This window comes from Streptomyces sp. CNH287 (assembly GCF_000424825.1).
The window spans coordinates 1-21,022 of record NZ_KE384251.1; the positions used below are offsets into that span (position 1 = coordinate 1).

The following is a 21,022-nucleotide window of genomic DNA, read 5'->3' on the forward strand; positions in this document are numbered from 1 at the left end:
ATTGCGGCCCGGTTTCGCGAGCACGAACTCGCCGAAGTGATCTCCAGCATGCCCGGAATCGGGCCGCTGCTTGGTGCCGAGTTCCTCGCCGCCACCGCCGGCGACATGAGCCGCTTCGGCAGCGCCGACCGCCTGGCCAGCCTCGCTGGAGTCGCCCCGGTGCCCCGGGACTCCGGCAATGTCAGCGGCAATCTGCACCGCCCTCGGCGCTACCACCGCGGCCTGCAACGCGTCTTCTACACCTCCGCACTCATCAGCATCCGAAACTGCGACGCGTCCCGCCGCTACTACGAACGCAAGCGCGCCGAAGGTAAACGGCACACCCAGGCCGTCCTCGCGCTGGCCCGGCGACGAGTCAACGTTGTGTGGGCTCTGATCCGTGACGGAAGGTGCTACCAACGTGAACTCCCGGTCACAGTGGCGGCTTGACAACATCATTAGGAGGTGAGGGCAGCGGGGTCAGCCCCTCTGGAGCCCGACGAGCTGCTCCCGGATGGTCTCGACGGGCTGGAAGGTCGCCCCGAGCAGCGCGACGTGCTTCCACCGCAGCGTCCCCTCCGGACCGATCAGGAACAGCGCGCGGCGCAGCCCGATGCCGGGGGCGGCGATGCCGTACGCCCTGGCCACCGTCCGGTCCTCGTCGGCAAGCAGCGGAATGTGCAGGTCGTGCTTGCGCGCGAACGCCTCGTGGCTCTCCAGGCCCTGCGGGCTGATCGCCCAGACCTCCGTGTCCAGTTCGCGGAACCCCTCCAGTCCCGAGGAGTACGTGCACAGCTGCTTGGTGCACACCGAGGTGTCGTCGCGCGGGTAGAAGACGAGCAGCAGCGGGTGGCCGGGGGGCTGGTCGGCGGCGAGGGTGAACTCGGCCCGCTCGAGCCGGACCGGGCCGCCCTCCCCCGCCGCGCCGTCCCCGTGCTCAGCGGCGCTCCCGCCGCCCGCTCCGGCGGGCCGGACTCCGTGCAGCGTGAAACCGGGCGCGGGGCGGCCGGTCTCGGGTGGCTTCGCCATGGTGTGGTCCTCCGGGGTCTCGGGCCGGACGGGCCGCCCCGGGCGGTGCCCGGCTCGTCCGCGCCCGGCTGGGGGCGTACTGCCGCAAGATCACGCACCGCACGGGGCACCACACTCCGGCAGCCCGCGCTCACGCCTGGCAAGCATGCTCCGACCGCTTGGCGGACGGCAGGGTTCCGGAGGAGGATCAGGGCATGCAGAGTGAGATCTTCGCCTCCGAGAACATGGCTCAGCCCGCGACGGCACCGGGCATGACGCAGCAGAACTCCAAGTCGATCAAGTACGCCGTGAACGGCGAATGCTACGCGCGCCAGGGTGCGATGGTCGCCTTCCGCGGCAATCTCCAGTTCGAGAAGCACGGCCAGGGCGTGGGGAACTTCCTCAAGCGGGCGGCCACCGGTGAGGGTCTGGCGCTGATGGCCGTGCGCGGCCAGGGCGAGGCGTGGTTCGCGCACGAGGCGGACAGCTGCTTCATCGTCGACTTCGCCGCGGGCGACAGCCTCACCGTCAACGGCCGCAACGTGCTGTGCTTCGACTCCACCCTCAACTACGAGATCAAGATGGTCAAAGGCGCCGGGATGACGGGCGGCGGGCTGTTCAACTGCCTCTTCAACGGGCAGGGCAGGCTCGCGGTGATGTGCGAGGGCAGCCCCATCGTCATTCCCGTCTCGCCGCAGTCCCCCGTCTTCGTGGACACCGACGCGGTCGTGGGCTGGAGCGCGCAGCTGCACACCTCCCTCAACCGCTCGCAGAGCTTCGGGTCGATGATCCGCGGCGGCTCCGGCGAGGCGGTGCAGCTGAAGCTGGAGGGCGAGGGCTTCGTGATCGTCCGTCCCAGCGAGCTCACCGCCAAGGCCGTCTCCAACTGACGGCACCGCCACCGCGGTCACCCCCGGCTCCTCCCGCGCCCGTACGCCGTCCGGTTCAGCCGAGCAGCGTGCCGGCCGGGAGGAGGACGAGGCCCGCGCCGATGCAGGCCAGGGCGGCCCGCATCCAGCGGTGCTTGGCGGCGGCGATCCGGCTGGTGTCCGCGAGGGCCACGAGCACCCCCTCCAACGGCGCCTCGTCGGTGCGCAGCAGTGCCTCACGCAGCCGGCCCGCGTCGGCCGCGGCGCTGATGTCGTGGAAGTAGGACAGCGGTTCCCCGCTGCGCCAGGCGGGCCTGCCGTACCGGGGGGTGACGGCGGCCAGCAGGCAGCCCAGGGCCGCGGCCCACGCCACGGCCCCGGACCACCACAGCAGGCCCCCTGTCCCGTCCGGGCGCGCCGGTGCCAGCGCCGCGGGCTCCAGCACGGCGCCCGCCCAGGCCGCGGTGCTCACCCCGAGCGCCGCGACCAGCACGGCGGCCTTGGCGTCCGCACGGCCGATCTCGGCCCGGACCTCGCCCAGCAGGCGCTCCCCCGTACGCACACCGGGGGCGCGCACGCCCCTTCGCGGTTCTCCGGTCACGGGGGATCGCCTCCTGTCCGTCGGGCACACGGTGGTACGGGTCGGGTCGCACGGGTCTGGTCACGCGGTCGTACGGGTCACGCGGTCGTCGGGGTCACCGGGGGCGGCCCAGTCACCGGAACACGTAGAGCAGCGCGGGACTCAGCAGCACGCTGAGCACCAGCGCCGCCCGGTGGCCGAGGTGCCGGATCGCGGCGTGCAGCAGCGCGGTCACCGCCGTGAGCACCCGGTGCGCCCCGCAGGCGAGGCCGCAGACGGTGTCCCCGTAGGCGTAGGCGAACGGGGCGGCCCGTCCGGAGGTGCGGCGGGCCACCCGGGTGCACAGGTACTCGGGGTAGAGCAGTCCGGCGGCGCACAGATCGACGCCGTACGCCACCCCAGTCCCCAGGTGCGTCACCGCCGGGTCGGCGCCCCAGCGCAGCGTGGCGTACAGCGCCACGGCCAGGACGGCGAAGGCGATCAGTACGGGAGCCGCGTCGGCCGCGCCGTTCACCGCGGCGCCCCCGCGCCGGCCCCGTCGCCGTGGCCGTCGCCGTCCTCGTGCGCGTCGTCCCGGCCGGGCAGCTCACGGTAGAGCGGCTGCTTGCGCGTCCTGCCCTGCGCGGCCTCCCGCAGCGGGGCCTTGAGGCTCTCGACGGCCAGCCGGGCGGTCTCCTCCAGGTGGTGCTCCTCCAGGGCGCCGGCGTCCAGGAGCTTGCCCACGATGGCCACCTGGTTCGTCATCGCCTCCCGGGCGTCGTCCCGGATGCCCTCCAGCGCCAGCGGCAGGTCGTTCGGGTTGGTCGCGACCTGGAGTGCCCACCGGTGCATGTCGCCGCGGTCCAGCAGGTCGGCGTAGAACCCGGCGCGCTGCTCGGTCAGTTCCTGCTCGTTGCTGGTCCGCAGGCGCTCCAGCAGGTGCTCGCTCTCGGCCTTGCCGCGGGCGTAGTCGAAACCGCGGATGGCCGAGTACTGGCGGATGGCGTCCTCGTCCAGGCTCAGCCGCACGGTACAGGTCACGCTGAGGCCCTCGGCCTCGGCGAGCGGGGTGGCGGCGAGCGCGTCGTGCACGGCGGTCTCGGCCGCGGCGCTGCGCTCGATGTCGTAGGAGCGGGTGGCCTGCCGCATGCGGGCCAGCAGCCGGGGCTCCAGCAGCGCCCGGATGTCCCGCACCCGCTTGCGGACGACGGCGGCGGGGTCCTCGACCTGCCAGGTGAGGTCGGTCTCGGCGTGGAAGAAGAACGCGTCGCCCGAGCTGGGCAGCCGGTGCTCGAAGGACTGGTGGTGGTAGCCCATCAGCACCTGGTACATCCTGCGGAAGTTCCGGCTGACCAGCTCGCCGCGGGTCGGCTGCCGGTCGGGCGGGTAGGCGACGGTCTCGCCCGAGGCGGTCATCAGCACCAGCGCGCGGTCGGCGGAGACCGCGGGGCGGTGCCGGACGAACTGGAAGCGGCCGAGTTCTCCCTTGTCGTGGACGGGGTCGTTGACGATCTGCGGGTGGTCGGGCAGCGGCACGGGCGGGGCGTACTGCTCGGCGTCCACCGGCTCGGCGGTCTCGTTCATGGTCTCGCTTCTCTCTTGTTCTCTCTGCTACGGATAGAGCGGTGCTGTGCGGCGGTAGTGGTTGCGGCGAGTAGTGCGGTGCGGTGGCGTGCCGTGCCCCGGGACGCTCAGCCGAGCGCCTTGCGCAGCAGGGCGTCCCGCAAGCGGTCCGGCACGGTCCGCGGCCCGCCCTCCGGGGCGCGCCGCATCCTGCGCAGCAGGTGGTCGAGGCGGTCGGTCTCGTTGTCGGTCACCGCCATTCCGGTCAACAGCCGTTCCAGGGCCGAGGCGTGCTCCTCGTCGTGCTCGGCCGCCTCCACCCAGGAGGCCAGCCGGTCGAGCCCGGCACGCCGCAGGCGGGGCTCGCCCAGTACCCGCCGCCACGTCTGCGTGTACCGCGCCCAGCCCGCCTCCTCGTGGAGCCAGCGCACGGCGGGCGGCACCTGCCGCCGACTGCCGTCGACGAGCAGCGGGCAGGGATGCGCGGAGGCCAGCAGGAAGGCGTTCAGGAGGACCTGCCGCAGCGGCTGCCCGGCCTCGTGCCAGTCCTCCGTCCCCAGCAGCACGGCGGGCGCCGACGCACCGCCGAGCAGGGCCTCCAGCGTCTGGGTGACGGCGGCGCGCAGGCTCGGGCCCGACCCGCCCTCGGCGGAGTCGCGCACCACGGCTGCGAGGTCCGCCAGCGCGGTGGGGAGCATCTCCGGAGCCAGCTCCGCGTACGCGCGCACCGCCGTCCACCGGCGCCCGGCCCCGCCGTTGCGGCTCCATTCGCGCAACAGGCGGCGTACCACCGCCTCCTGGCCCGAGCGGTGTGCCACCAGCAATGCCCACGCGGCGAGTTGGCGCTCACGCGGCGAGTCCGAGGCCGCCCACGGGGCGATCAGCCCGCTCGCGGCGTAGGGGAAGTCGTGGCAGGCGAGGGTCCCGGCGCAGACGGCGGCACGGATGCGGACCATGGCGCGCTGCCCGCCGCCGAGCCCGGAGAGCCAGCGCAGCATGGGTTCCCGCACGGTGGGGTGGGCCGTCCAGACCCGGCCCAGCAGCACCGCCCACAGGCCGCCGTCCTGGTAGGCGACCAGGCGCTGGGACAGCGGGCCCCAGGGCGAGTCGAGCGTGCCGTCGAACTCGGCGGCGCGGGCGAGGACGAGGCGCGCCTCGCGGGAGGCGGCGAAGACCCGCAGGGCGGGCGCGCGTCCGGGTGTCTCCAGCGCCCGGAACTCGCGGAAGAGCGCGTCGGAGGCCTCGGCCACCAGCGGGTAGGGGGCGCCGTCGAACACCGCGAGGGAGATCAGGAACGCCTTGTCCCGCAGGCCCAGTCCGGGGTCGTCGAACCAGGCGTCGACCCGCGTCTCGGCCGCCGCGCGCCCGTGGTCGGCCAACTCCTCGGCGGAGACCCGGCCGTGCGCGTGGTCGGCGAGCAGCCGGGTGAACTCAGCCGCCTCCCGGGGCGTGGGACCGCTGCCGAGGAACTCCCGGGTCACCGGCCGGGCGAGCAGTTCACGGCAGGCCGCCTCCGGGTCCGCGCCTGCGGGGAGGAGCGGACTCAGCTGTGCCCGGACCACGGCGGCAGGCTCCGGCGGCTCCCAGCGGAAGGTGCCCACCCCCGCCTCCAGCACGGTCTCCGGGCCCACGGTGATCACGAGATGGCCCTGCCGCTGCCGCACCCGCTCGCGCAGGGCGTGCAGCGCGGCGGAGCGCAGCGGGGTGTCCCGGCCGGTGACCGGATCGGCCAGGAGATGGCCGCAGGACGCCTCCACCTGTGCGGGCAGCCCGGCCGGTTCGGTGCCCGGGTCCAGCGCGATCACCTTCGCCTCCGGCCCGGTGACGCGCTGGAGGAGGCGTACGGCGGCCATCCGGCGGCCGGTGCCGCCGCGCCCGTACAGCAGCAGGACGCGCTGGGCGCGCAACTGGCCGAGCGCCTTCTCGAAGCAGTCGCTGGGGACGAACTGCTCGGCCACGGCGGTCAGTTCGTCCGACGGCAGCGGGCCCGAGGCGCGGGGGCGGGAGAGCGCGTCCACGCCGTGGATGTGCACGTCCCGGTGCTCGGTCTTGTCGCCGCCGACCAGGTCGCCCGCGATGTCGGCGTCCCGCATCAGGTTGCCGCTGCGGGCGAAGAGGTGCCGGGCGAGCTGGTGCAGCTGCTCGGACGCCTCCCACGCGTCCGGGGCGCTGTCCGGGCCCTCCGGGGTGTCGGCGCTGCCGGGGCTGCCGGGGCTCGGCGCGCTCGCCGCGCCTTCCGCGCCGGGCGCGGCACCGTCGGCGGCGGCTCCCCCGGCGGCCCCGCCGTTCGCCGCCCGGCCGTTCACGGGGCGGTCCTTCAGGGGGCGGTCGTTCATCGGGGAGCACCGCCGCCCTGCTCGGGGGTGACGTTCACGATCTTGTTCCCGCCGACCATGTCCCCGCGCACCCGAGGGGAGCCGCCGTACACGAAGTTCCCGGAGCCGATGTGGCCCGGCTGCGGCGGCCCGTGCTGGGGCGGCGGCGCGGCGGCGGCCGGACCGTCCGGCTCGGCGACGGGCGGCGCAGGGGCCGGGGCCGGGGACCGGTCGTACAGCCAGCCCTGGAACGGGCCCTCCTTGCCGCGCGCGGTGAAGGACCGGAAGTGCTCCGGGGGGATGCCGGGGTGGGCGTGGCGCACCACGCCCTGGTAGATCAGGTCGGACACGCACAGCACGGCCGGCTCCGCCGACTCCCGCAGGGCCGCGCGCAGCGGCTCCGCGTCCAGCAGCCGGAACCCGGCCACCAGGTCGGCGCTGACCGCTCCGTGCTCGTCGAGCGCCACCTCGCCCGCGTGCAGCACGAGGCGCAGGCGCACCTGGGTACCCGCGCTGGAGAGCCGGTTGCTGGCGTCCAGCCGCATCGGGGTCTCGTGCAGCAGCGCGCGGATCAGCCGGGGTTTGGGTACGGCGGCGTCGAGCAGGACGAAGACGCCGTCACCCCGGTCCTCGCAGCGGTACTCGTCCGCCTCCACGGCCGCGGCGCGCAGCGTCTCCTTGAGCGCGGCGTACAACTGCCTGCGCATGATGCCCTGTTCGACGTCGAGCCGGCCGCCGGACGCTTCGATGTCCATGAGCAGGATCGTCCTGTTGAGGGGGTCTTGCATCGGTGCTCCCGTTGTCTCGGACCAAGGGCTGTGCCGCAGGGGGCAGGTGGCCCGCCGCACGGCGCCGCGCTGCCGCGGGCCGTCCGCGCTCAGCATTCCGCGACGGGGCGGGCTCGGCGGAGGGACGATGACGCACGCGGAATGTGACGGATTACCCGGCCGCCCGACCGGGCGACCGCCCGCCGCCGGGCTACCCTGTGCCGCAGATGCGGCGCAGGACGTCGGGCCGCAGGACCACCAGCGTGCGTCCCCGGCGCACCACCACCCGGCGCTCGCGGAAGTCGCGCAGCTGCCGGGTGACGGCTTCGCGGGAGGAGCCGACAGATCCGGCCAGTTCGGAGTGGGTCAGCGGGACCTGGACGGCGACGCCGCCCTCGACGGCCTCACCGTGCTCGTGCGCCAGCTCCAGCAGCAGCCGGGCGATCCGCTCCCGTACGTCGCACGCGCCGTACTCCACGCGCTTGCGGTCTCCGGCGCTGAGCCGGTCCGCGATCAGCGAGGTGAGGCAGAGCGCGGCCTGGGGGCGCTCGGTGAGAAACTCCGCGAAACGGTCCGCCCGTACGGTGACGGCGCGGCCCTGCTCCAGGGCCGAGACGGTGGCCGAACGCGGTTTGCCGCTCAGCGCGGCGCCCTCGCCCACGATGTCCCCGGGGCCGCGCAGGGCGAGCAGCGCCTCGTGGCCGCTCGGCGCGGCCGAGGTGACCTTGAGCCAGCCCGCACGGATCAGCAGGACGTGCGTGGAGGGTTCGTTCTCCCGGATGAGGACGTCCCGTGCCGGGTACCGCAGTTCCGTACCCGCGGCGAGCAGGCTGGCCCGGGCGGCTTCGTCCACCCGGGCCAGATAGGGGACGCGGTCACCGAGCCAGCCCTCCACGCTCCGGTCTTCGCTCACAGTGCTCGGATTCCCCTCGTCCGCCCTACCGCCGCGGTGCGGTACGGCCGCGGATCGCGCTCCGCAAAGGAGCTTTTACACGACTTGAGGGGAGCACGACAGGGCGCATCGAGGCGCGTTCAGGGCGCGGGGCGGCCGGGAGGGAACCGGCCAGGTGTGCGGGCGGGCGCCGCAAGGAGAGTGCGGGCCCTCAGTTCCCCGCCCAGTCGAGGGTGTCGGAGCCGCCCTCGTCCCAGTCGATGGTGATGGCGTCGTTGTCGCCGGTCTTCCTTCCGGTGCCCGCGATGTACGTCTCGTCCTCGCCCTCGCCGCACTTGAGGGCGAGCCGGTACTCGGACGCGCCGCGCTTCTCCCCGAGGCCGATGCACAGGCCCTGGTCGCCGAAGTCGATCCAGGAGACGGAGTTCTTGCCCGCGGCATCACCGCTGCTGTGCTCCGCGCCGATGGTCAGCGTCTTGGCCTCGGCGTCCTGCCAGGAGCCCTCGAAGTCGCCTGCTGCGGGCGGGGGTCCGTCCTCGCCCGAGCTGTCGTCCGACGGTGCGGCGTCCGGTATATCGGGTATCTCCGGTTCGGCCGTGTCGAGGTCCTCCGGCTCCTCGGAGGGCTCGTCGTCCGGCTCCTGCGAGGCGTCCTCCGACGGACTCGCGCTCGCGCTGCTGTCGGCGGCGGGCTTCTTCTCGCCGCCGTCGTCACCGCCGACCGCGAGGTAGACCCCGCCCGCTGTCAGCAGCACCGCCACGACGGCGGCGGCGATGATCGCGGTCACCTTGCGCCGGGGGCTCATCCCCCCGCCGCCGCCCGGCGGGGGCGGCGGATACCCGCCGTACGGGGGCTGTTGACCATAGGGTCCCGCCTGCTGGCCGTACGGCCCCGGCTGCTGGCCCTGCTGGCCGTACGGCTGCTGCGCCGACGCCTGCGGATAGCCGTAACCAGGCTGCGGGCCCGGCTGCGGCGGCTGGCCGGACGGCGGGGGCGGTCCGGGCGGCAGGGGCGGGGGCGCGCCGAAGCCGCCCTGCGGCGGCTGCTGGGGAGGGTGGGGAGGCTGGGTCATCAGCGGCACCTCTTCATACGAGTTCGTAGGGACCCTGCGACCGAACGGCCCCATCCGCTCGCCCGGTGCCCGCACCGGGGAGGCTCCGACCCACCACGGACCAGGTCCTTCTCGTCGCGGCAAGGGAGCGGTCTCCCCCATCATCCCCCACGGCCGCCCACCCGGACCGCTCGGTCCCGGTGCCTTCCGCGGCGGCGCCGCCGTCCCGGCCGTAAACCTGTTGCGGGCCCGGGGCTCCTCTGCTGAACTCTCGGCACCAGTCGGCCGACCAAGGGAAAGTCACATGCGGCGAGCGTTCATGTCCATCACGAAGGGAATCGACATCTACCCGAAGGACATGACCCGCGGTGACCGTACTGAACCTGGGAATTCTGGCGCACGTAGACGCCGGTAAGACGAGCCTGACCGAGCGGCTGCTGCACACCGCCGGCATCACCGACGCATTGGGCCGCGTCGACGACGGGAGCACCCGGACGGACTCCCTCGCGCTGGAGCGCCGGCGCGGCATCACCATCAAGTCCGCCGTGGTCTCCTTCACGGCCGGCGACACCACCGTCAACCTGATCGACACCCCCGGCCACCCGGACTTCATCGCCGAGGTCGAGCGGGTGCTGAGCGTGCTCGACGGCGCGGTGCTGGTCGTCTCCGCCGTGGAGGGCGTCCAGGCGCAGACGCGGGTGCTGATGCGGACGCTCCAACGGCTCCGCATCCCGACGCTGCTCTTCGTGAACAAGATCGACCGCCGTGGCGCGGACGCGGCGCGGGTGCTGCGCGGCATCACGGAGAAACTGACCGACGCGGTGCTGCCGATGGGCGCGGTCAGTACACAGGGCGCCCCCGGCGCCGGCTTCACCCCGTACGGGGAGGGCGACGCCGCCTTCACCGCCCGCCTGGCCGAACTGCTCGCGGAACGCGACGACGCGCTGCTGGCCGCCTACGTCGAGGACGAGACGGCGATCGGGTACGCGCGGCTGCGGGCCGGGCTGGCCGCGCAGACCGGGCAGGCCCTGGTGCACCCCGTCTTCTTCGGCTCGGCCGTCACGGGCGCGGGCACCGACGCGCTGACCGCGGGCGTCCGGGAGCTGCTGCCCCCGGCGCAGGGCGCGGCCGACGGCCCGGTCTCGGGCACCGTCTTCAAGGTCGAACGCGGCCCGGCCGGGCAGAAGCTGGCCTACGTCCGGATGTTCTCGGGCACGCTGCGCACCCGGGACCGGGTGCGGCTGCCCGCGGACGACGCGGCGAAGGTGACGGGCATCAGCGTCTTCAGCGAGGGCGCGGCGGTGCCGGACACGGCCGTCTCCGCCGGGCGGATCGGCAGGCTCACCGGGCTCGGCGCGGTCCGCGTGGGCGACCCGGTCGGCGAGCCGCGTACCACCGGGCCCTGCGCCGCGCGGCACCACTTCGCGCCGCCGACGCTGGAGACCGTCGTCCTGCCCTGCCGGCCAATCGACCGGGGCGCGCTGCACCTGGCACTGACCCGGCTCGCCGAGCAGGACCCGCTGATCGGCCTGCGGCAGGACGAGCGGCGGCGCGAGGTGTCCGTCTCGCTCTACGGGGAGGTGCAGAAGGAGGTCATCCAGGCCACGCTGGCGGAGGAGTTCGGGCTCGACGTGGCGTTCCGCGAGACCACCACCCTGTGCACGGAGCGGGTCGCGGGCACCGGCTCGGCGTTCGAGATCATCGACAAAGAGCCGAATCCCTTTCTCGCCACGGTCGGGCTGCGCGTCGCCCCGGCGCCGGTGGGCAGCGGGGTGGAGTTCGGCCTCGACGTCGAGCTGGGCTCGATGCCGTACGCGTTCTTCCACGCCGTCGAGGAGACCGTACGGGAGACCCTGCACCAGGGAATCCACGGCTGGCCGATCCCGGACTGCCGGGTCACCATGACGCACTCGGGCTACTGGCCCCGGCAGAGCCACGCGCACGGCACCTTCGACAAGAGCATGTCGAGCACGGCCGGGGACTTCCGCAACCTGACCCCGCTGGTCCTGATGGACGCGCTGCGCGAGGCGGGCACCCGGGTGCACGAGCCGGTGCACCGCTTCCAGCTCGACCTGCCGGCCGACACCTTCGGTGCGCTGCTGCCCGTACTGGCACGGCTGGACGCGGTGCCCGGCGCGCCGGAGGCGCGGGGGGCGGCGTACGTGCTGGAGGGGGAGATTCCGGCGGCGCGGGTGCACGAACTGGGACAGCTCCTGCCGTCGCTGACGCGGGGCGAGGGCGTGCTCGAGTCGGCGTTCGCGCGCTACCGGCCGGTTCGGGGCGCCGTCCCCGGCAGGGCGCGCACGGACCACAACCCGCTGGACCGCAGGGAGTACCTGCTGGCTGTCAACCGCCGGGTCTTGCTGGCCACCCCGGAGTCTCCGGCATGACGGCACGGTCGGCGCATCGAGGACGGGCGCGGGCGCGGCGATGTGGAGCCCGCCGTTGACCGTCCGGTCCTGCGCCGGGGCGCCCTCGGCCCGTCAGCCGCCCAGCGTGGTCAGCCGTGTCACCGGCTGCCGAGTCACCGCCCCTCGCGACTCCTCGGAGCACGGCCCGTCACCCTGGACCTCGTCGCCACATGCCCGGCCGGTGCGTGGCGGGGCATGGGATCATCGTCCGATGTACCCCTCCCAGGCCGAGAGTTCCCGGACACCGCCCGCACGCACCGGGCTGCCCGCCCGCCTCGGGCGGGGGGCGCTGGCGGTCCTGGCGGCCGGACTGCTCGCGGCCTGCGGGAGCACCCCCGCGCCCGACGGCAGGTCGGGGGCGGACCCCGCCACCGTGCCCGTACCGGTCTCGGGGGCGCCGTCCGCGCTCGGACCGTCCGGCCCGCCCCCGTCCGAGACGGCCTGCCCCGCGTCGGGCGTCCAGGTGCGCGCGGGTGAGGTGAGCGCGGCCATGGGGCTGCGGGCGATGACCGTCGAGCTGGTCAACTGCGGCGCGGAGGACGCGTACACGGTCAACGGCTATCCGGCCGTACGGGTGCTGGACGCGCAGCGGGAGATCCTCGGCGTCGACGTGCGGCAGGGAGTGGACTCCACTGCCGTGCACGACCGGTTCGCACACGGCCCGCAGCCGGTCACCCTCCGGCGCGGCGAGCGGGCGATGGCCCAGCTGGTGTGGCGCAACACGGTGACGCTCTCCACCGAACCGGCCGCCGAGGGCCGCTACCTGTCCGTCGCACCGGTGGCGGGCGAGCCGTCGCAGCGCGTCCCGGCCCTGATCGACCTGGGCAACACGGGCAGGCTCGAGGTGAGCCCCTGGGCCGCCGCGCTGGACGCCGAGGCGAGCGGCGCGCCCCGGCCCTGACCCCTGCGACGCCGTGCTCCGCGGGCGGACGGCGCGGCGGAACCGCCCAACCGGCGCGGCCCCCGCCGAACCCACCGCTTCGCGGCGCGAGGACGGGCCGTACGAGCGCGGCGCGGATGCCTCCGGCGGCGGGCCGGACAACGGCCTTCCGGACACGGGGAGTTCGCACGGCGACGGCTACCACGACGAGCGGTCCTGACGGCCCCGCCCACGGGCCGCCCGCCGCTCAGGCCGACGGACCGTCCGGCGGTCCGGTCAGCCCGGCCAGCGCGGCGACCGGGTCCGGGGCGGCCGAGCCCTCCGGCCACCAGTCCTCGCGCCCCGGATCACCGCGGTACGGGTACCAGCGGCCGTCCTGCCCGTAGCGGAGCTGGACGCCGCCCGCGGTGAGCCGGTTGCGGTGGATCGACATACGCGGCAGCCCGGCGGCGGCCAGCGCACCGCGCGCCCGGTCGAAGTCACCGGCGGGCGGGTCCCAGCAGTCCTCCAGCACGGCCAGGCCCGCCGCACCCCCCTGGCGCCACGCGGCGGCGGCGCGCGCGAGCGCGGTGGCGTCGCGGCCCGTGCGTTCCGCGAGGCGGGCGAACAGCGGGGAGAAGGTGCGGCGCCCGGTGAGGTGGGGGTGGGTGGCCGCCAGGCGTACGGCGTCGTGCCCGGCGGTCAGCCGGGGGAAGGCGTCAGCGGGCGTGCCGGAGGTGAGGGCCGCGTGCGCGCGGGCGGCCGTGTCAGTGATCAGGAAGTCGAGCGCGGCGGCGTCGGGCACGTCCGCCTCCAGTACGTCCGCGTCGGGCAGCAGGGGCGGCCCGCCCGGGGCGTCGGGGGGCGGCAGCGGCGGGGGCAGCGGCGGGCGTACGGCGGTGGCGAGCGCGGCGCGGGCGCTGACGGCGGGCAGCCGCCGGGCGGCACGGGCGCCTGCGGGCGGGTCGGCGGGGTCTGCCGGGTCGGGGGCGGGGCCGGAGCCGGGGTCGGAGCCGGAGCCACCGGAGGCGGCCGCCAGTACGGCGTTGCGGCGGCGGAGTTCGTCCAGCAGTTCGCCGTCGTCCCGGCCGCGCAGCAGGAACAGCACGAAGGGGTCGGTGTCCAGGAAGCGGGCCGTCTGGTAGCAGAGGGCGGCGGCGTGCTTGCACGGGTAGCCGTCGTCCGGACAGGAGCAGTGCGGCACGAGTTCGCCGGGCGCGGGCAGCAGGCGTACGCCCGCGCTCTGCGCCGCCGCGACCAGCGCGTGCGGCATGTCGTCGTCCAGCAGGGCCGCGATGTGCGCGGGTCGCGCGGCCACCGCGCCGAGGAAGGCATCCCATTCCGCGTCGGAGAACACGCGCAGCCGGAGGCCGGTGCGGTACGGGCGGGCCCGGGCGCCGTGGACGGCGGCAGTGATCCGTCCGGGCGCCACGGTGATCGCGCCGACCTGTCCCGCGCGCGCGTACGTACGGCCACGGGCGAGGCGGCCGGGGTCGAGGGCGGACCCCTCCAGGGCGCGGACCCAGGCAGCACCCCACCAGGACGCGGCAAAGGGGGCGTTCGCCGCACCGGAACCGGAACCGGAACGGCGGCCGGAGCCGCCGGCGGGCGGCAGTGGGGGCAGTGGGGGCAGCGTGCGCGAGCGGGCGGGTGCCCGGCCGGCCGCCGCCCCCGCGCCGCGCGAACGGCCCCCCTCGCGCGCGGGGCCGCCGCTCCGGCCGGTCACGGGGACCGCCGCAGGGAGACCAGGTCCGCCAGGTCCGCGTCGCTCAGCTCGCTGAACGCGGCCTCTCCCCCGCCCCCCAGCACCGCGTCCGCCAACTCCCGCTTCGACGCCAGAAGTTGGGCGATGCGGTCCTCGACCGTGCCCTCGGTGACGAGCCGGTGCACCTGCACGGGCTGCGTCTGGCCGATGCGGTAGGCCCGGTCGGTGGCCTGGTCCTCGACGGCGGGGTTCCACCAGCGGTCGTAGTGGATCACGTGGGAGGCGCGGGTGAGGTTGAGGCCGGTGCCCGCCGCCTTCAGCGAGAGGAGGAAGACGGGCGCCGCACCCGACTGGAAGCGGTCGACCAGCTCCTCGCGCCGCGCGACGGGCGTACCGCCGTGCAGCAGCTGGGAAGGTATGCCGCGCTCCGCCAGGTGCCGTTCGATCAGCCGCGCCATCCGCACGTACTGGGTGAAGACCAGCACCGACGCCCGCTCCGCCAGCAGCGTGTCGAGCAGCTCGTCGAGGAGTTCGAGCTTGCCGGAACGGGCGGTCAGCCCGGGCGCGGCCTCGCGCAGGTACTGCGCCGGGTGGTTGCAGATCTGCTTGAGCGCGGTGAGCAGCTTCATCACCAGGCCGCGCCGGGCCATGCCCTCGGCCGCCGCGATCCGGGCGAGCGTCTCGCGGACGGCGGCCTCGTAGAGCGCGGCCTGCTCCCGGCCGAGCGGCACCGGATGGTCCGTCTCGGTCTTGGGCGGCAGCTCCGGCGCGATGCCCGGGTCCGACTTGCGGCGGCGCAGCAGGAACGGGCCGATCAGCCGGGCGAGGCGCTCGGTGGCCTCGGTGTCGCGCAGGGCGCCGCTGCCGCCCTCGACGGCGCGGGCGTGCCGGGAGCGGAACGCCGGGAGGGGGCCGAGCAGGCCGGGCGTGGTCCAGTCGAGCAGGGCCCACAGCTCGGAGAGGTTGTTCTCCACCGGGGTACCGGTCAGGGCGACGCGCGCGGAGGACGGCAGGGTGCGCAGGGCCCGGGCGGTCGCGGAGTGCGGGTTCTTCACGTGCTGGGCCTCGTCCGCGACGACCATCCCCCAGCGGCGCGCGGCCAGCTCGGGGGCGCTGCCGCGCATGGTGGCGTAGGTGGTGAGGACGAAGCCGCCGTCCTGGCCGCCCGCTGCGCGGGGGCCCGCCGGCTCGGGCGGGAGGCTGCGCTCCGCGCCATGGAAGCGGCGCACCGGCACGCCCGGCGCGAAGCGCTCGATCTCACGCTGCCAGTTGCCCAGCAGGGACGCCGGGCAGACGACCAGCGTGGGCGCCGCGAGGCCCCTGCGCAGGTGCAGGGCGATGAGCGTGACGGTCTTGCCCAGGCCCATGTCGTCGGCGAGGCAGCCGCCGAGCCCCGCCGAGGTCATCAGGTCCAGCCAGGCGAGGCCGCGCAGCTGGTAGTCGCGCAGCGTCGCCCGCAGGCCCTCGGGCGGGGCGACGGGGGCCGGTTCGGCGGTGAGGCGGTCGCGCAGCTTGGCGAGCGTGCCCACCGGCACCGCCGCCACCCGCTCCCCGCCCACCTCGGCCTCACCGGTCAGCGCCACGGCCAGCGCGTCCGCCGGGTCCAGCAGGCCGAGGTCCCGCCTGCGGGCCTTGCGTACGAGTGCGGGATCGACCAGCACCCACTCGTCGCGCAGCCGGACCACCGGGCGATGCGCCTCGGCCAGCGTGTCCATCTCGGCCTCGGTGAGCGGCTCGCCGCCAAGGGCCAGCTGCCAGTGGAAGCGGAGCAGGCCGGTCTCCTCGAAGAAGCCGTGCCCGTCGGCGGCCGAACCCGGGGCGGGGCTGCGCACGACGGCGGTGGCGGTCAGCTCGCGAGCGAGGCGGCGGGGCCAGTGCAGGGTGACGCCCACGGCGGCGAGGTGGTGCGCCGCCCGGCCGAGCAGCTCGTACAACTCCTCGTCGGTCAGGGGCAGGACGTCCGGTACGGGGCGCTCCAGCAGGCGGGCCAGCGGCGGCCAGACGCGGGCGGCGCGGCGCAGGACGAGCAGCGTGTCGATCCGGGCGCGCGGCCCGAAGTGGCCGGGCTCGGCGGCCGGTTCCGCGGCCCACAGGTCGGCGGCGTCGGCGACGAGGGCGGGATCGGCCAGGCTGTGCACCTGGACGAGCGCCGCCGCCGTACTGGCCTTGGCGGCCGCGCCCTTGCCCGCACGCCTGTCCGCGCCCCTGTCCGCATCCGCGTCCGCGCCCGCGTCGAAGAGATCGTGCGCAGACAGGTCCAGCCGCAGCGAGACCCGTACGCCCGCGTCCGCGCCGACGGCGACCTCGGCAGCCCAGTCGCGGGCGCCGGGCAGGCGCGTCGCCGCCCGGTCCGCGAAGGCGGGGCCCACGGCGGCGGACACGGCCGGCGTACGGGGCAGCGTGTCGGCGACGGCGTCGAGGAAGGCGCGCAACAGGGCCTCGGGCGCCGGGAGCCGCAACGGGCCGGGTCGGGCGGCGGAATCGGGGCGGGGAGCGGGTGCGGGCAGCGGTACGGCGTGCGCCTCGGCGGGCATGGCGGCGGCGATCGCCCGCAGCTGCGTGCGGTCGCGGGCGTCCAGCGGCCCGGCGCGCCACGCGTCGACGTCGTCGGCCGCCAGCCCCGGCAGCAGCAGCCCGCGCGCGGCCAGGTGCACGGCGTGCAGCGCGGCGGCGCCCCAGCAGGCGGCGGCGGGGTGCGCGCCGGGCTCGTGCCGGGCGCGGACCAGCAGCGGCAGTGCGTCGGCGACGGACAGGCGCACCGCCGGGACCGTACGCGCCCGCGCGCCGGTGCCGTGCCGCCGGGCGACCGTCAGGGGCGCGGAGGTGACCGGGGCGGAGGGTCCGGCCGCCGGCGGGAGCGGCCCGCCGTCCGACCGCCAGAAGGCGACCTGCCCCTCCCGCGCGGGCTCACCGGGCAGGAAGACGGCCGCGCAGCGCAGCAGGCCCGCTGCTTCGGGCAGCCCACTCCCCGCCACTGTCCCCACCGCTCCCCTCGTACTGCCGCCGCCGCGCTCGCGCGGCGGCGGGCGGGCCCCGCCCTGGCCCCGCCGAGGGAATCCGGCCCGCGGCCCACGGCTCCCCGCTCGCGCCTCCGCCGAGTCTACGGGCCGGGCATGGCGGCGCTGCTCCGCTTCCGCACCTCCGCCGTGCGGCTGCGCTCCGCTTCACGGGGGCCGGGAGAAGGAGACGGGGCGAAGCGAGCGACGTGCGCCAGGCGCCGTACAGCCCGGTCTCCGGGCGGGCGCCGTCATTTTGACGGAACGCCCTAGCCGACCTGCTGCCGGAACCACTCCAGGGCCTCCTGGAGCGCCCGCAGCCCGGCGTCATCCAGCAGCTCCAGGGGAAAGCTCGGGCGGCGGCGGGTGAGTTCGCCGTCGGCGACGTCGAGCCGCAGGCCCGGTATCGCGTTGATCCGCGTGAGGTACTCCCGCAGGAGCACCGGCCGGGTGAAGGGCTCCCGGCGCGACAGGTACTCCAGCACCACCTCCACCCGGCCCGAACGCGGATAGATCGCGAGCGGCCGGATCCCGCCCCGGGGACCCTCACCGCCGCGCAGCATGGGCGTACAGCTCGTCTCGTCGGCGGCGCCGAAGCCCAGCCGTCCGCCCGCCGCCTCCCACTTGGACAGGAGGGCGAGCAGGTCTTCCGCCAGTCGCGGCTGGTGGCGGCGCAGGAGAGCCTCGAACCGCGCGCGCCGTTCGGGCGCCGGGACGCTCACGGAGGAGGGCCGCCCCGTCTCCGCAGCCCCCGGGTCCCCCGCACCGTCGGCGCCTTCCGCCCCGTCCGCCGCCGGGAGCTCCATCCCGGCCAGCTCCGCGAGCGCGGCCGGACGCAGCCGCTGCTCCGGATCGGCGGAGGCGGGCCCGAAGCGGACCCCCTCGGCCTCCAGCGCCTCACGCTGCGTCCCGCCACGGCCGTCCGGCCAGCTGAAGTCGGGGGACGGTGCTCCGGCGCCGGTCAGCACCCGGTGGGCGTGCGGCACGCGGTGCGTGCCCAGGTAGGTCCCCACCGGCCGGGGGTGCATGCCGACGACCGCGGCGACGTCCCCGTAGCTCGTCCAGCAGCCCGCGGGGATGCTGCCCAGGATCTCGCGGAGCAGGGACCACTCGCTGCGCTCCTCGGCCGCGTGCAGCTCGCCCGCCCCGGCGGGCAGCGGCGCGGGCCACAGTCGCACCGCGCGCTCCGCCAGGCGGTCGGCCCGCGCCAGGATCTCCGGCCTGCCCCAGCGCTCGGCACGCGCGATCTCGCGGTTCATGCGCAGCGCACTCTGGTCGAGGATCTGCTGCTTGCGCTCGTAGGGGTGGTTGGAGAGGCGGCCGTTCTCCCCGCTGAGGGTGAGGTTGCCCAGGGTGTGCACCAGCGCCTCGTGCAGGGCCGTGGCGGCGGCCGGGCCCGCGGCGGCGCCGTCCTCCTCCGCCGCGAGGTCCTGGGCGAGCATGTCGAGCCACTCGGTCGTCGGCGTCTGCGGCAGCACGTGCTCGACCGTCGCCCAGGCCCGGCTGAGGTCCACCGGTTCGGGTGCCGCGTAGCTCTCCTCCAGGCGGCGCAGCACGCAGGCGCGCTGCGCCGACTTGCCGTGCCAGTAGAACGGCTGGGAGCGGATCGCCTCGCGCAGCTGGGTGTCTCCGGGCCAGTAGCGGCGCGGCCCGGAGAGGTAGCGGCGGACGGCGTCGGGCAGCGGGCGGTCGCGCTCCAACTCGGAGGGGGCCGCCGCCAGCACGCGGTTGAGGTTGTTCGTCCGGACGTAGCAGATCATGCGCCGCACGAGGAAGCTCTCCACGCACGCCAGCGCGGCACACGCCTCGTCCGCCGTCGCGCGGCCCTCCGCGCGCTCACGCAGGATGTGCAGCGCGAGGGGGTAGTGGACCTCGCCGCCCCATTCCCCCAGCCTCCGCAGCGCCGCGCGCAGGGCGGCGTCCGGCTCCCGCTCGGGCTCCACCAGGAGCATGAGCAGATGGCCCAGCCGCCGGAGCCCGGCCAGGTCGGCGCGCAGCCCCTCCTCTCCCCCCGCCGCCTCGACCTCCGCCAGACGCCGCTGCTGCCGGTGGTAGACCTCGCCCTGCTTGGCCCTGGTCTCCCCCCGCAGGACGAGGTCGAGCCAGGCCAGCGTCACCAGGCGGGCCGGGCCCAGGTCGGCCTGCATGGGGAGCCACACCTTGTCGTACACCAGCTCGCCCAGGTGGGGCAGGCGCATGAAGACGTAGTTCCGCAGCAGGTCGACCTGGGTCAGGGGCTCACCCGTGTTGTTCAGCGACTCGAAGATCCGGTAGACGTTGTCCCGGGGCCCGGCGGTGATGGTCACCACCGACATGCGGTGCCGGAGCGCCTGGTCCAGCCGGCGCACCGCCTCCCAGCTGCCGGCCGGGTCGTGCTCGGCGAGCGCGGCGCGGAAGAAGCCGTACGCCCGCCCGACGCTGTCCTCGCCCCCCGCGGACGGCTCTGCGTCCACACAGGCGAGGAAGGCGGGCCGGTCGGCCTGCGTCGGCAGCAGCCGGTAGGCGTCGAGCCCGGTGTAGTCCTCCTCGTTGACCAGGTAGCGCCGGTGCACGATCTCGGCCTTGCCCGGATCGGCGGCGCGCACGTGGTCCCGCAGGGCGCAGGCGAGCAGCATGAGCGTGGTCAGCCGCTGCTGGCCGTCGATGACGACGTACCGCTGCACCGAGTCGGGGAAGGGCTGCTGCGGGGCGAGCACCACGGAACCCAGGAAGTGCCGCACCGGATCGTCCGCCCCGGCGGCGGAGTCCGGTGAGCCCAGCAGCGCCGCCTGCTCGGTCAGATCCGCCCAGAGCCGCTCGTGGTTGGTCCGCCGCCAGCTGTAGGTGCGCTGGTAGAGCGGGATCTGGAACTGGTTGTCGCCCTGGATCAGCTTCTCGAACGTGGTCTCTCGTGCGTCCATCCGCGCCTGCCCCCGCATCCGCCGGTGCCTCGTGCCCCCTTGTACACGGCACCCTACGTTCCGCCACTGACAACGCCCGCGTCAGTCCCTGTCCAGGACGTCGCGGGCCGCGCGGCGCGGCGCTCCCGGGCCCGGCGGCCCGTACCCCAGACGCAGCACCATCTGCACGAAGGCCATCGAGAACTGCGGGTCGCGCGCGAGGCTGCGCAGGTCGGGAGACTCCAGCGCCTGGGAGTCGAGCGCGGTCGCCAGGCCGTGCCCGGTGGCCACCAGCAGGACGCGCTCCATCGCCTGCCCCGCCCCCAGCCAGTCCCGCGGGGCGTCCCCCTCGGTGCCCAGCAGCGCGAGCTGGGGCCGTTCCTCGAAGACCGCGGCCCTGCGCCCGGCCCCCGTGCGCCGGGCGGCGAAGTCCCTTACGGGGGCGTGGCCGCCGGCCACCCGCGGGCCGAACGCGGAGGCAGGGACCCCCTCGTCGGAGAACGGCGGGTCCAGCGCGTCGTCTCCGGGGCGCGTCCAGCGGGCCAGTTCCGCCGCACGGGCCGGGTCCTGCCGGTCGCGGGCCGCCGCGTCGCGCACCAGCTCCAGCAGGGCGTCCGCGTGCCACTGGCTGGGGAGGACCAGCCGGGCGCCTTCCAGACGGGCGGCGGCGGCCAGGGCGGCGCGCACGGCGGCCGGGATCTCCCGCTCCTCGAACGGCTCGCGGCTGGTGCGCCGGCGCGCGACGGCCGGGTGCAGCGCGGCCAGTTCGCGGTCCTCGGCCGCGTGGTCGGCGGCACCGCCGGGTGCGGCCAGTGTCAGCGTGGCGAGCAGGGGCGAGTCCGGATCGGCGGACATGGCATGCTCCGCGTCCTCCTCCGGCAGCAGCCGCACCTCCGGGTGCCAGCCGGCACGCGCGGCGGAGACGCGCAGGTTGAAGAGGGCCGCGCCGCAGCCCAGGTACATGCCGCGGCTGTCGGGGTCGGCGTGCTCCAGGGCACGCAGCAGGTCCGCGCGCAGCTCGAACGTACGGCTCTCCGGTCGGAAGCGGAACCGCCACGGCTGCGCGTTGTGCAGGGACGGCGCGGCGACGGCGTCGGCGACCAGGCTGAGCACCGCGTCCTCGTCGAGCGGCTGCGCGGGCATGGCGGCCTCCCTCCGTACCCTTCCAC

At 75.5% G+C, this 21,022-nt stretch carries 16 protein-coding genes; 4 read left to right on the top strand and 12 right to left on the bottom strand.

Annotated elements, in window-relative coordinates:
• On the top strand, positions 1-429 hold a 429-nt coding region (locus tag H299_RS35915; RefSeq protein ID WP_037760438.1), incomplete at its 5' end, for an IS110 family transposase.
• Positions 430-459: 30 nt separating this feature from the next.
• Here the strand turns inward: H299_RS35915 and H299_RS35920 are convergent.
• Positions 460-1,008, bottom strand: a complete 549-nt coding sequence (locus H299_RS35920; RefSeq protein ID WP_037760441.1) for a peroxiredoxin family protein — start codon at positions 1,006-1,008, stop codon at positions 460-462.
• A 194-nt stretch (positions 1,009-1,202) separates the two neighbouring features.
• Here H299_RS35920 and H299_RS0123710 point away from each other — a divergent pair, with 194 nt between their 5' ends.
• Positions 1,203-1,877, top strand: coding sequence for an AIM24 family protein (locus H299_RS0123710; protein WP_027750431.1), 675 nt, complete (start codon positions 1,203-1,205; stop codon positions 1,875-1,877).
• A 55-nt stretch (positions 1,878-1,932) separates the two neighbouring features.
• Here H299_RS0123710 and H299_RS0123715 read toward each other — a convergent pair whose 3' ends face one another.
• The 7 genes from H299_RS0123715 to H299_RS0123745 form a co-directional block, all read right to left on the bottom strand.
• On the bottom strand, positions 1,933-2,457 hold the full coding sequence (locus H299_RS0123715) for a Pycsar system effector family protein (protein WP_027750432.1): 525 nt from the start codon (positions 2,455-2,457) through the stop codon (positions 1,933-1,935).
• A gap of 112 nt (positions 2,458-2,569) precedes the next feature.
• Positions 2,570-2,950: a hypothetical protein gene (locus H299_RS0123720; protein ID WP_027750433.1), complete on the bottom strand. Its 381-nt coding sequence runs from the start codon at positions 2,948-2,950 to the stop codon at positions 2,570-2,572.
• On the bottom strand, positions 2,947-3,999 hold the full coding sequence (locus tag H299_RS37740; protein WP_051262784.1) for a hypothetical protein: 1,053 nt from the start codon (positions 3,997-3,999) through the stop codon (positions 2,947-2,949). Before H299_RS37740 ends, H299_RS0123720 begins: the two co-directional genes overlap by 4 nt.
• A 107-nt stretch (positions 4,000-4,106) precedes the next feature.
• Positions 4,107-6,314 carry a hypothetical protein gene (locus H299_RS0123730; RefSeq protein ID WP_027750434.1) on the bottom strand — a complete coding sequence of 736 codons (2,208 nt, stop codon included), beginning with the start codon at positions 6,312-6,314 and terminating at the stop codon, positions 4,107-4,109.
• Positions 6,311-7,048 carry a hypothetical protein gene (locus H299_RS35935; protein WP_158692381.1) on the bottom strand — a complete coding sequence of 246 codons (738 nt, stop codon included), beginning with the start codon at positions 7,046-7,048 and terminating at the stop codon, positions 6,311-6,313. The genes H299_RS0123730 and H299_RS35935 overlap by 4 nt, the downstream gene beginning before the upstream one ends.
• Before the next feature lie 223 nt (positions 7,049-7,271).
• Positions 7,272-7,973 carry a Crp/Fnr family transcriptional regulator gene (locus H299_RS0123740; RefSeq protein WP_486587401.1) on the bottom strand — a complete coding sequence of 234 codons (702 nt, stop codon included), beginning with the start codon at positions 7,971-7,973 and terminating at the stop codon, positions 7,272-7,274.
• Positions 7,974-8,163: 190 nt separating this feature from the next.
• A complete protein-coding gene (locus tag H299_RS0123745) occupies positions 8,164-9,024 on the bottom strand; it encodes a hypothetical protein (RefSeq protein WP_027750436.1) in 861 nt (286 codons plus the stop codon).
• 347 nt (positions 9,025-9,371) lie between these two features.
• On the opposite strand from H299_RS0123745, the gene H299_RS0123755 reads away from it, so the two are divergent.
• Positions 9,372-11,393, top strand: a complete 2,022-nt coding sequence (locus tag H299_RS0123755; protein ID WP_027750437.1) for an elongation factor G — start codon at positions 9,372-9,374, stop codon at positions 11,391-11,393.
• A gap of 232 nt (positions 11,394-11,625) precedes the next feature.
• Positions 11,626-12,315 (top strand): DUF4232 domain-containing protein, encoded by a 690-nt coding sequence (locus H299_RS0123760; RefSeq protein ID WP_051262787.1) that lies wholly within the window; start codon positions 11,626-11,628, stop codon positions 12,313-12,315.
• A 226-nt stretch (positions 12,316-12,541) separates the two neighbouring features.
• On the opposite strand, the gene H299_RS35940 is transcribed toward H299_RS0123760, so the two are convergent.
• The 4 genes from H299_RS35940 to H299_RS0123785 all read right to left on the bottom strand — a co-directional run bounded on the left by H299_RS35940 (position 12,542) and on the right by H299_RS0123785 (position 20,996).
• The gene (locus tag H299_RS35940; protein WP_051262788.1) at positions 12,542-13,999 is read right to left on the bottom strand and encodes an SWIM zinc finger family protein; all 1,458 of its coding nucleotides are present in this window, start codon (positions 13,997-13,999) and stop codon (positions 12,542-12,544) included.
• On the bottom strand, positions 13,996-16,962 hold the full coding sequence (locus tag H299_RS0123775; protein ID WP_199782498.1) for a DEAD/DEAH box helicase: 2,967 nt from the start codon (positions 16,960-16,962) through the stop codon (positions 13,996-13,998). Before H299_RS0123775 ends, H299_RS35940 begins: the two co-directional genes overlap by 4 nt.
• 281 nt (positions 16,963-17,243) lie before the next feature.
• On the bottom strand, positions 17,244-19,874 hold the full coding sequence (locus H299_RS0123780; RefSeq protein WP_027750441.1) for a GmrSD restriction endonuclease domain-containing protein: 2,631 nt from the start codon (positions 19,872-19,874) through the stop codon (positions 17,244-17,246).
• Between the two features lie 81 nt (positions 19,875-19,955).
• On the bottom strand, positions 19,956-20,996 hold the full coding sequence (locus H299_RS0123785) for an Acg family FMN-binding oxidoreductase (RefSeq protein WP_027750442.1): 1,041 nt from the start codon (positions 20,994-20,996) through the stop codon (positions 19,956-19,958).
• Positions 20,997-21,022: the final 26 nt, after the last annotated feature.

Bases quoted from the DNA above. Each gene is read 5' to 3' on its own strand.
- H299_RS35920 (WP_037760441.1), bottom strand. From the start codon at position 1,008: ATGGCGAAGCCACCCGAGACCGGCCGCCCCGCGCCCGGTTTCACGCTG.
- H299_RS0123710 (WP_027750431.1), top strand. From the start codon at position 1,203: ATGCAGAGTGAGATCTTCGCCTCCGAGAACATGGCTCAGCCCGCGACG.
- H299_RS37740 (WP_051262784.1), bottom strand. From the start codon at position 3,999: ATGAACGAGACCGCCGAGCCGGTGGACGCCGAGCAGTACGCCCCGCCC.
- H299_RS0123730 (WP_027750434.1), bottom strand. From the start codon at position 6,314: ATGAACGACCGCCCCCTGAAGGACCGCCCCGTGAACGGCCGGGCGGCG.
- H299_RS35935 (WP_158692381.1), bottom strand. From the start codon at position 7,048: ATGGACATCGAAGCGTCCGGCGGCCGGCTCGACGTCGAACAGGGCATC.
- H299_RS0123745 (WP_027750436.1), bottom strand. From the start codon at position 9,024: ATGACCCAGCCTCCCCACCCTCCCCAGCAGCCGCCGCAGGGCGGCTTC.
- H299_RS0123760 (WP_051262787.1), top strand. From the start codon at position 11,626: ATGTACCCCTCCCAGGCCGAGAGTTCCCGGACACCGCCCGCACGCACC.
- H299_RS0123780 (WP_027750441.1), bottom strand. From the start codon at position 19,874: ATGGACGCACGAGAGACCACGTTCGAGAAGCTGATCCAGGGCGACAAC.
- H299_RS0123785 (WP_027750442.1), bottom strand. From the start codon at position 20,996: ATGCCCGCGCAGCCGCTCGACGAGGACGCGGTGCTCAGCCTGGTCGCC.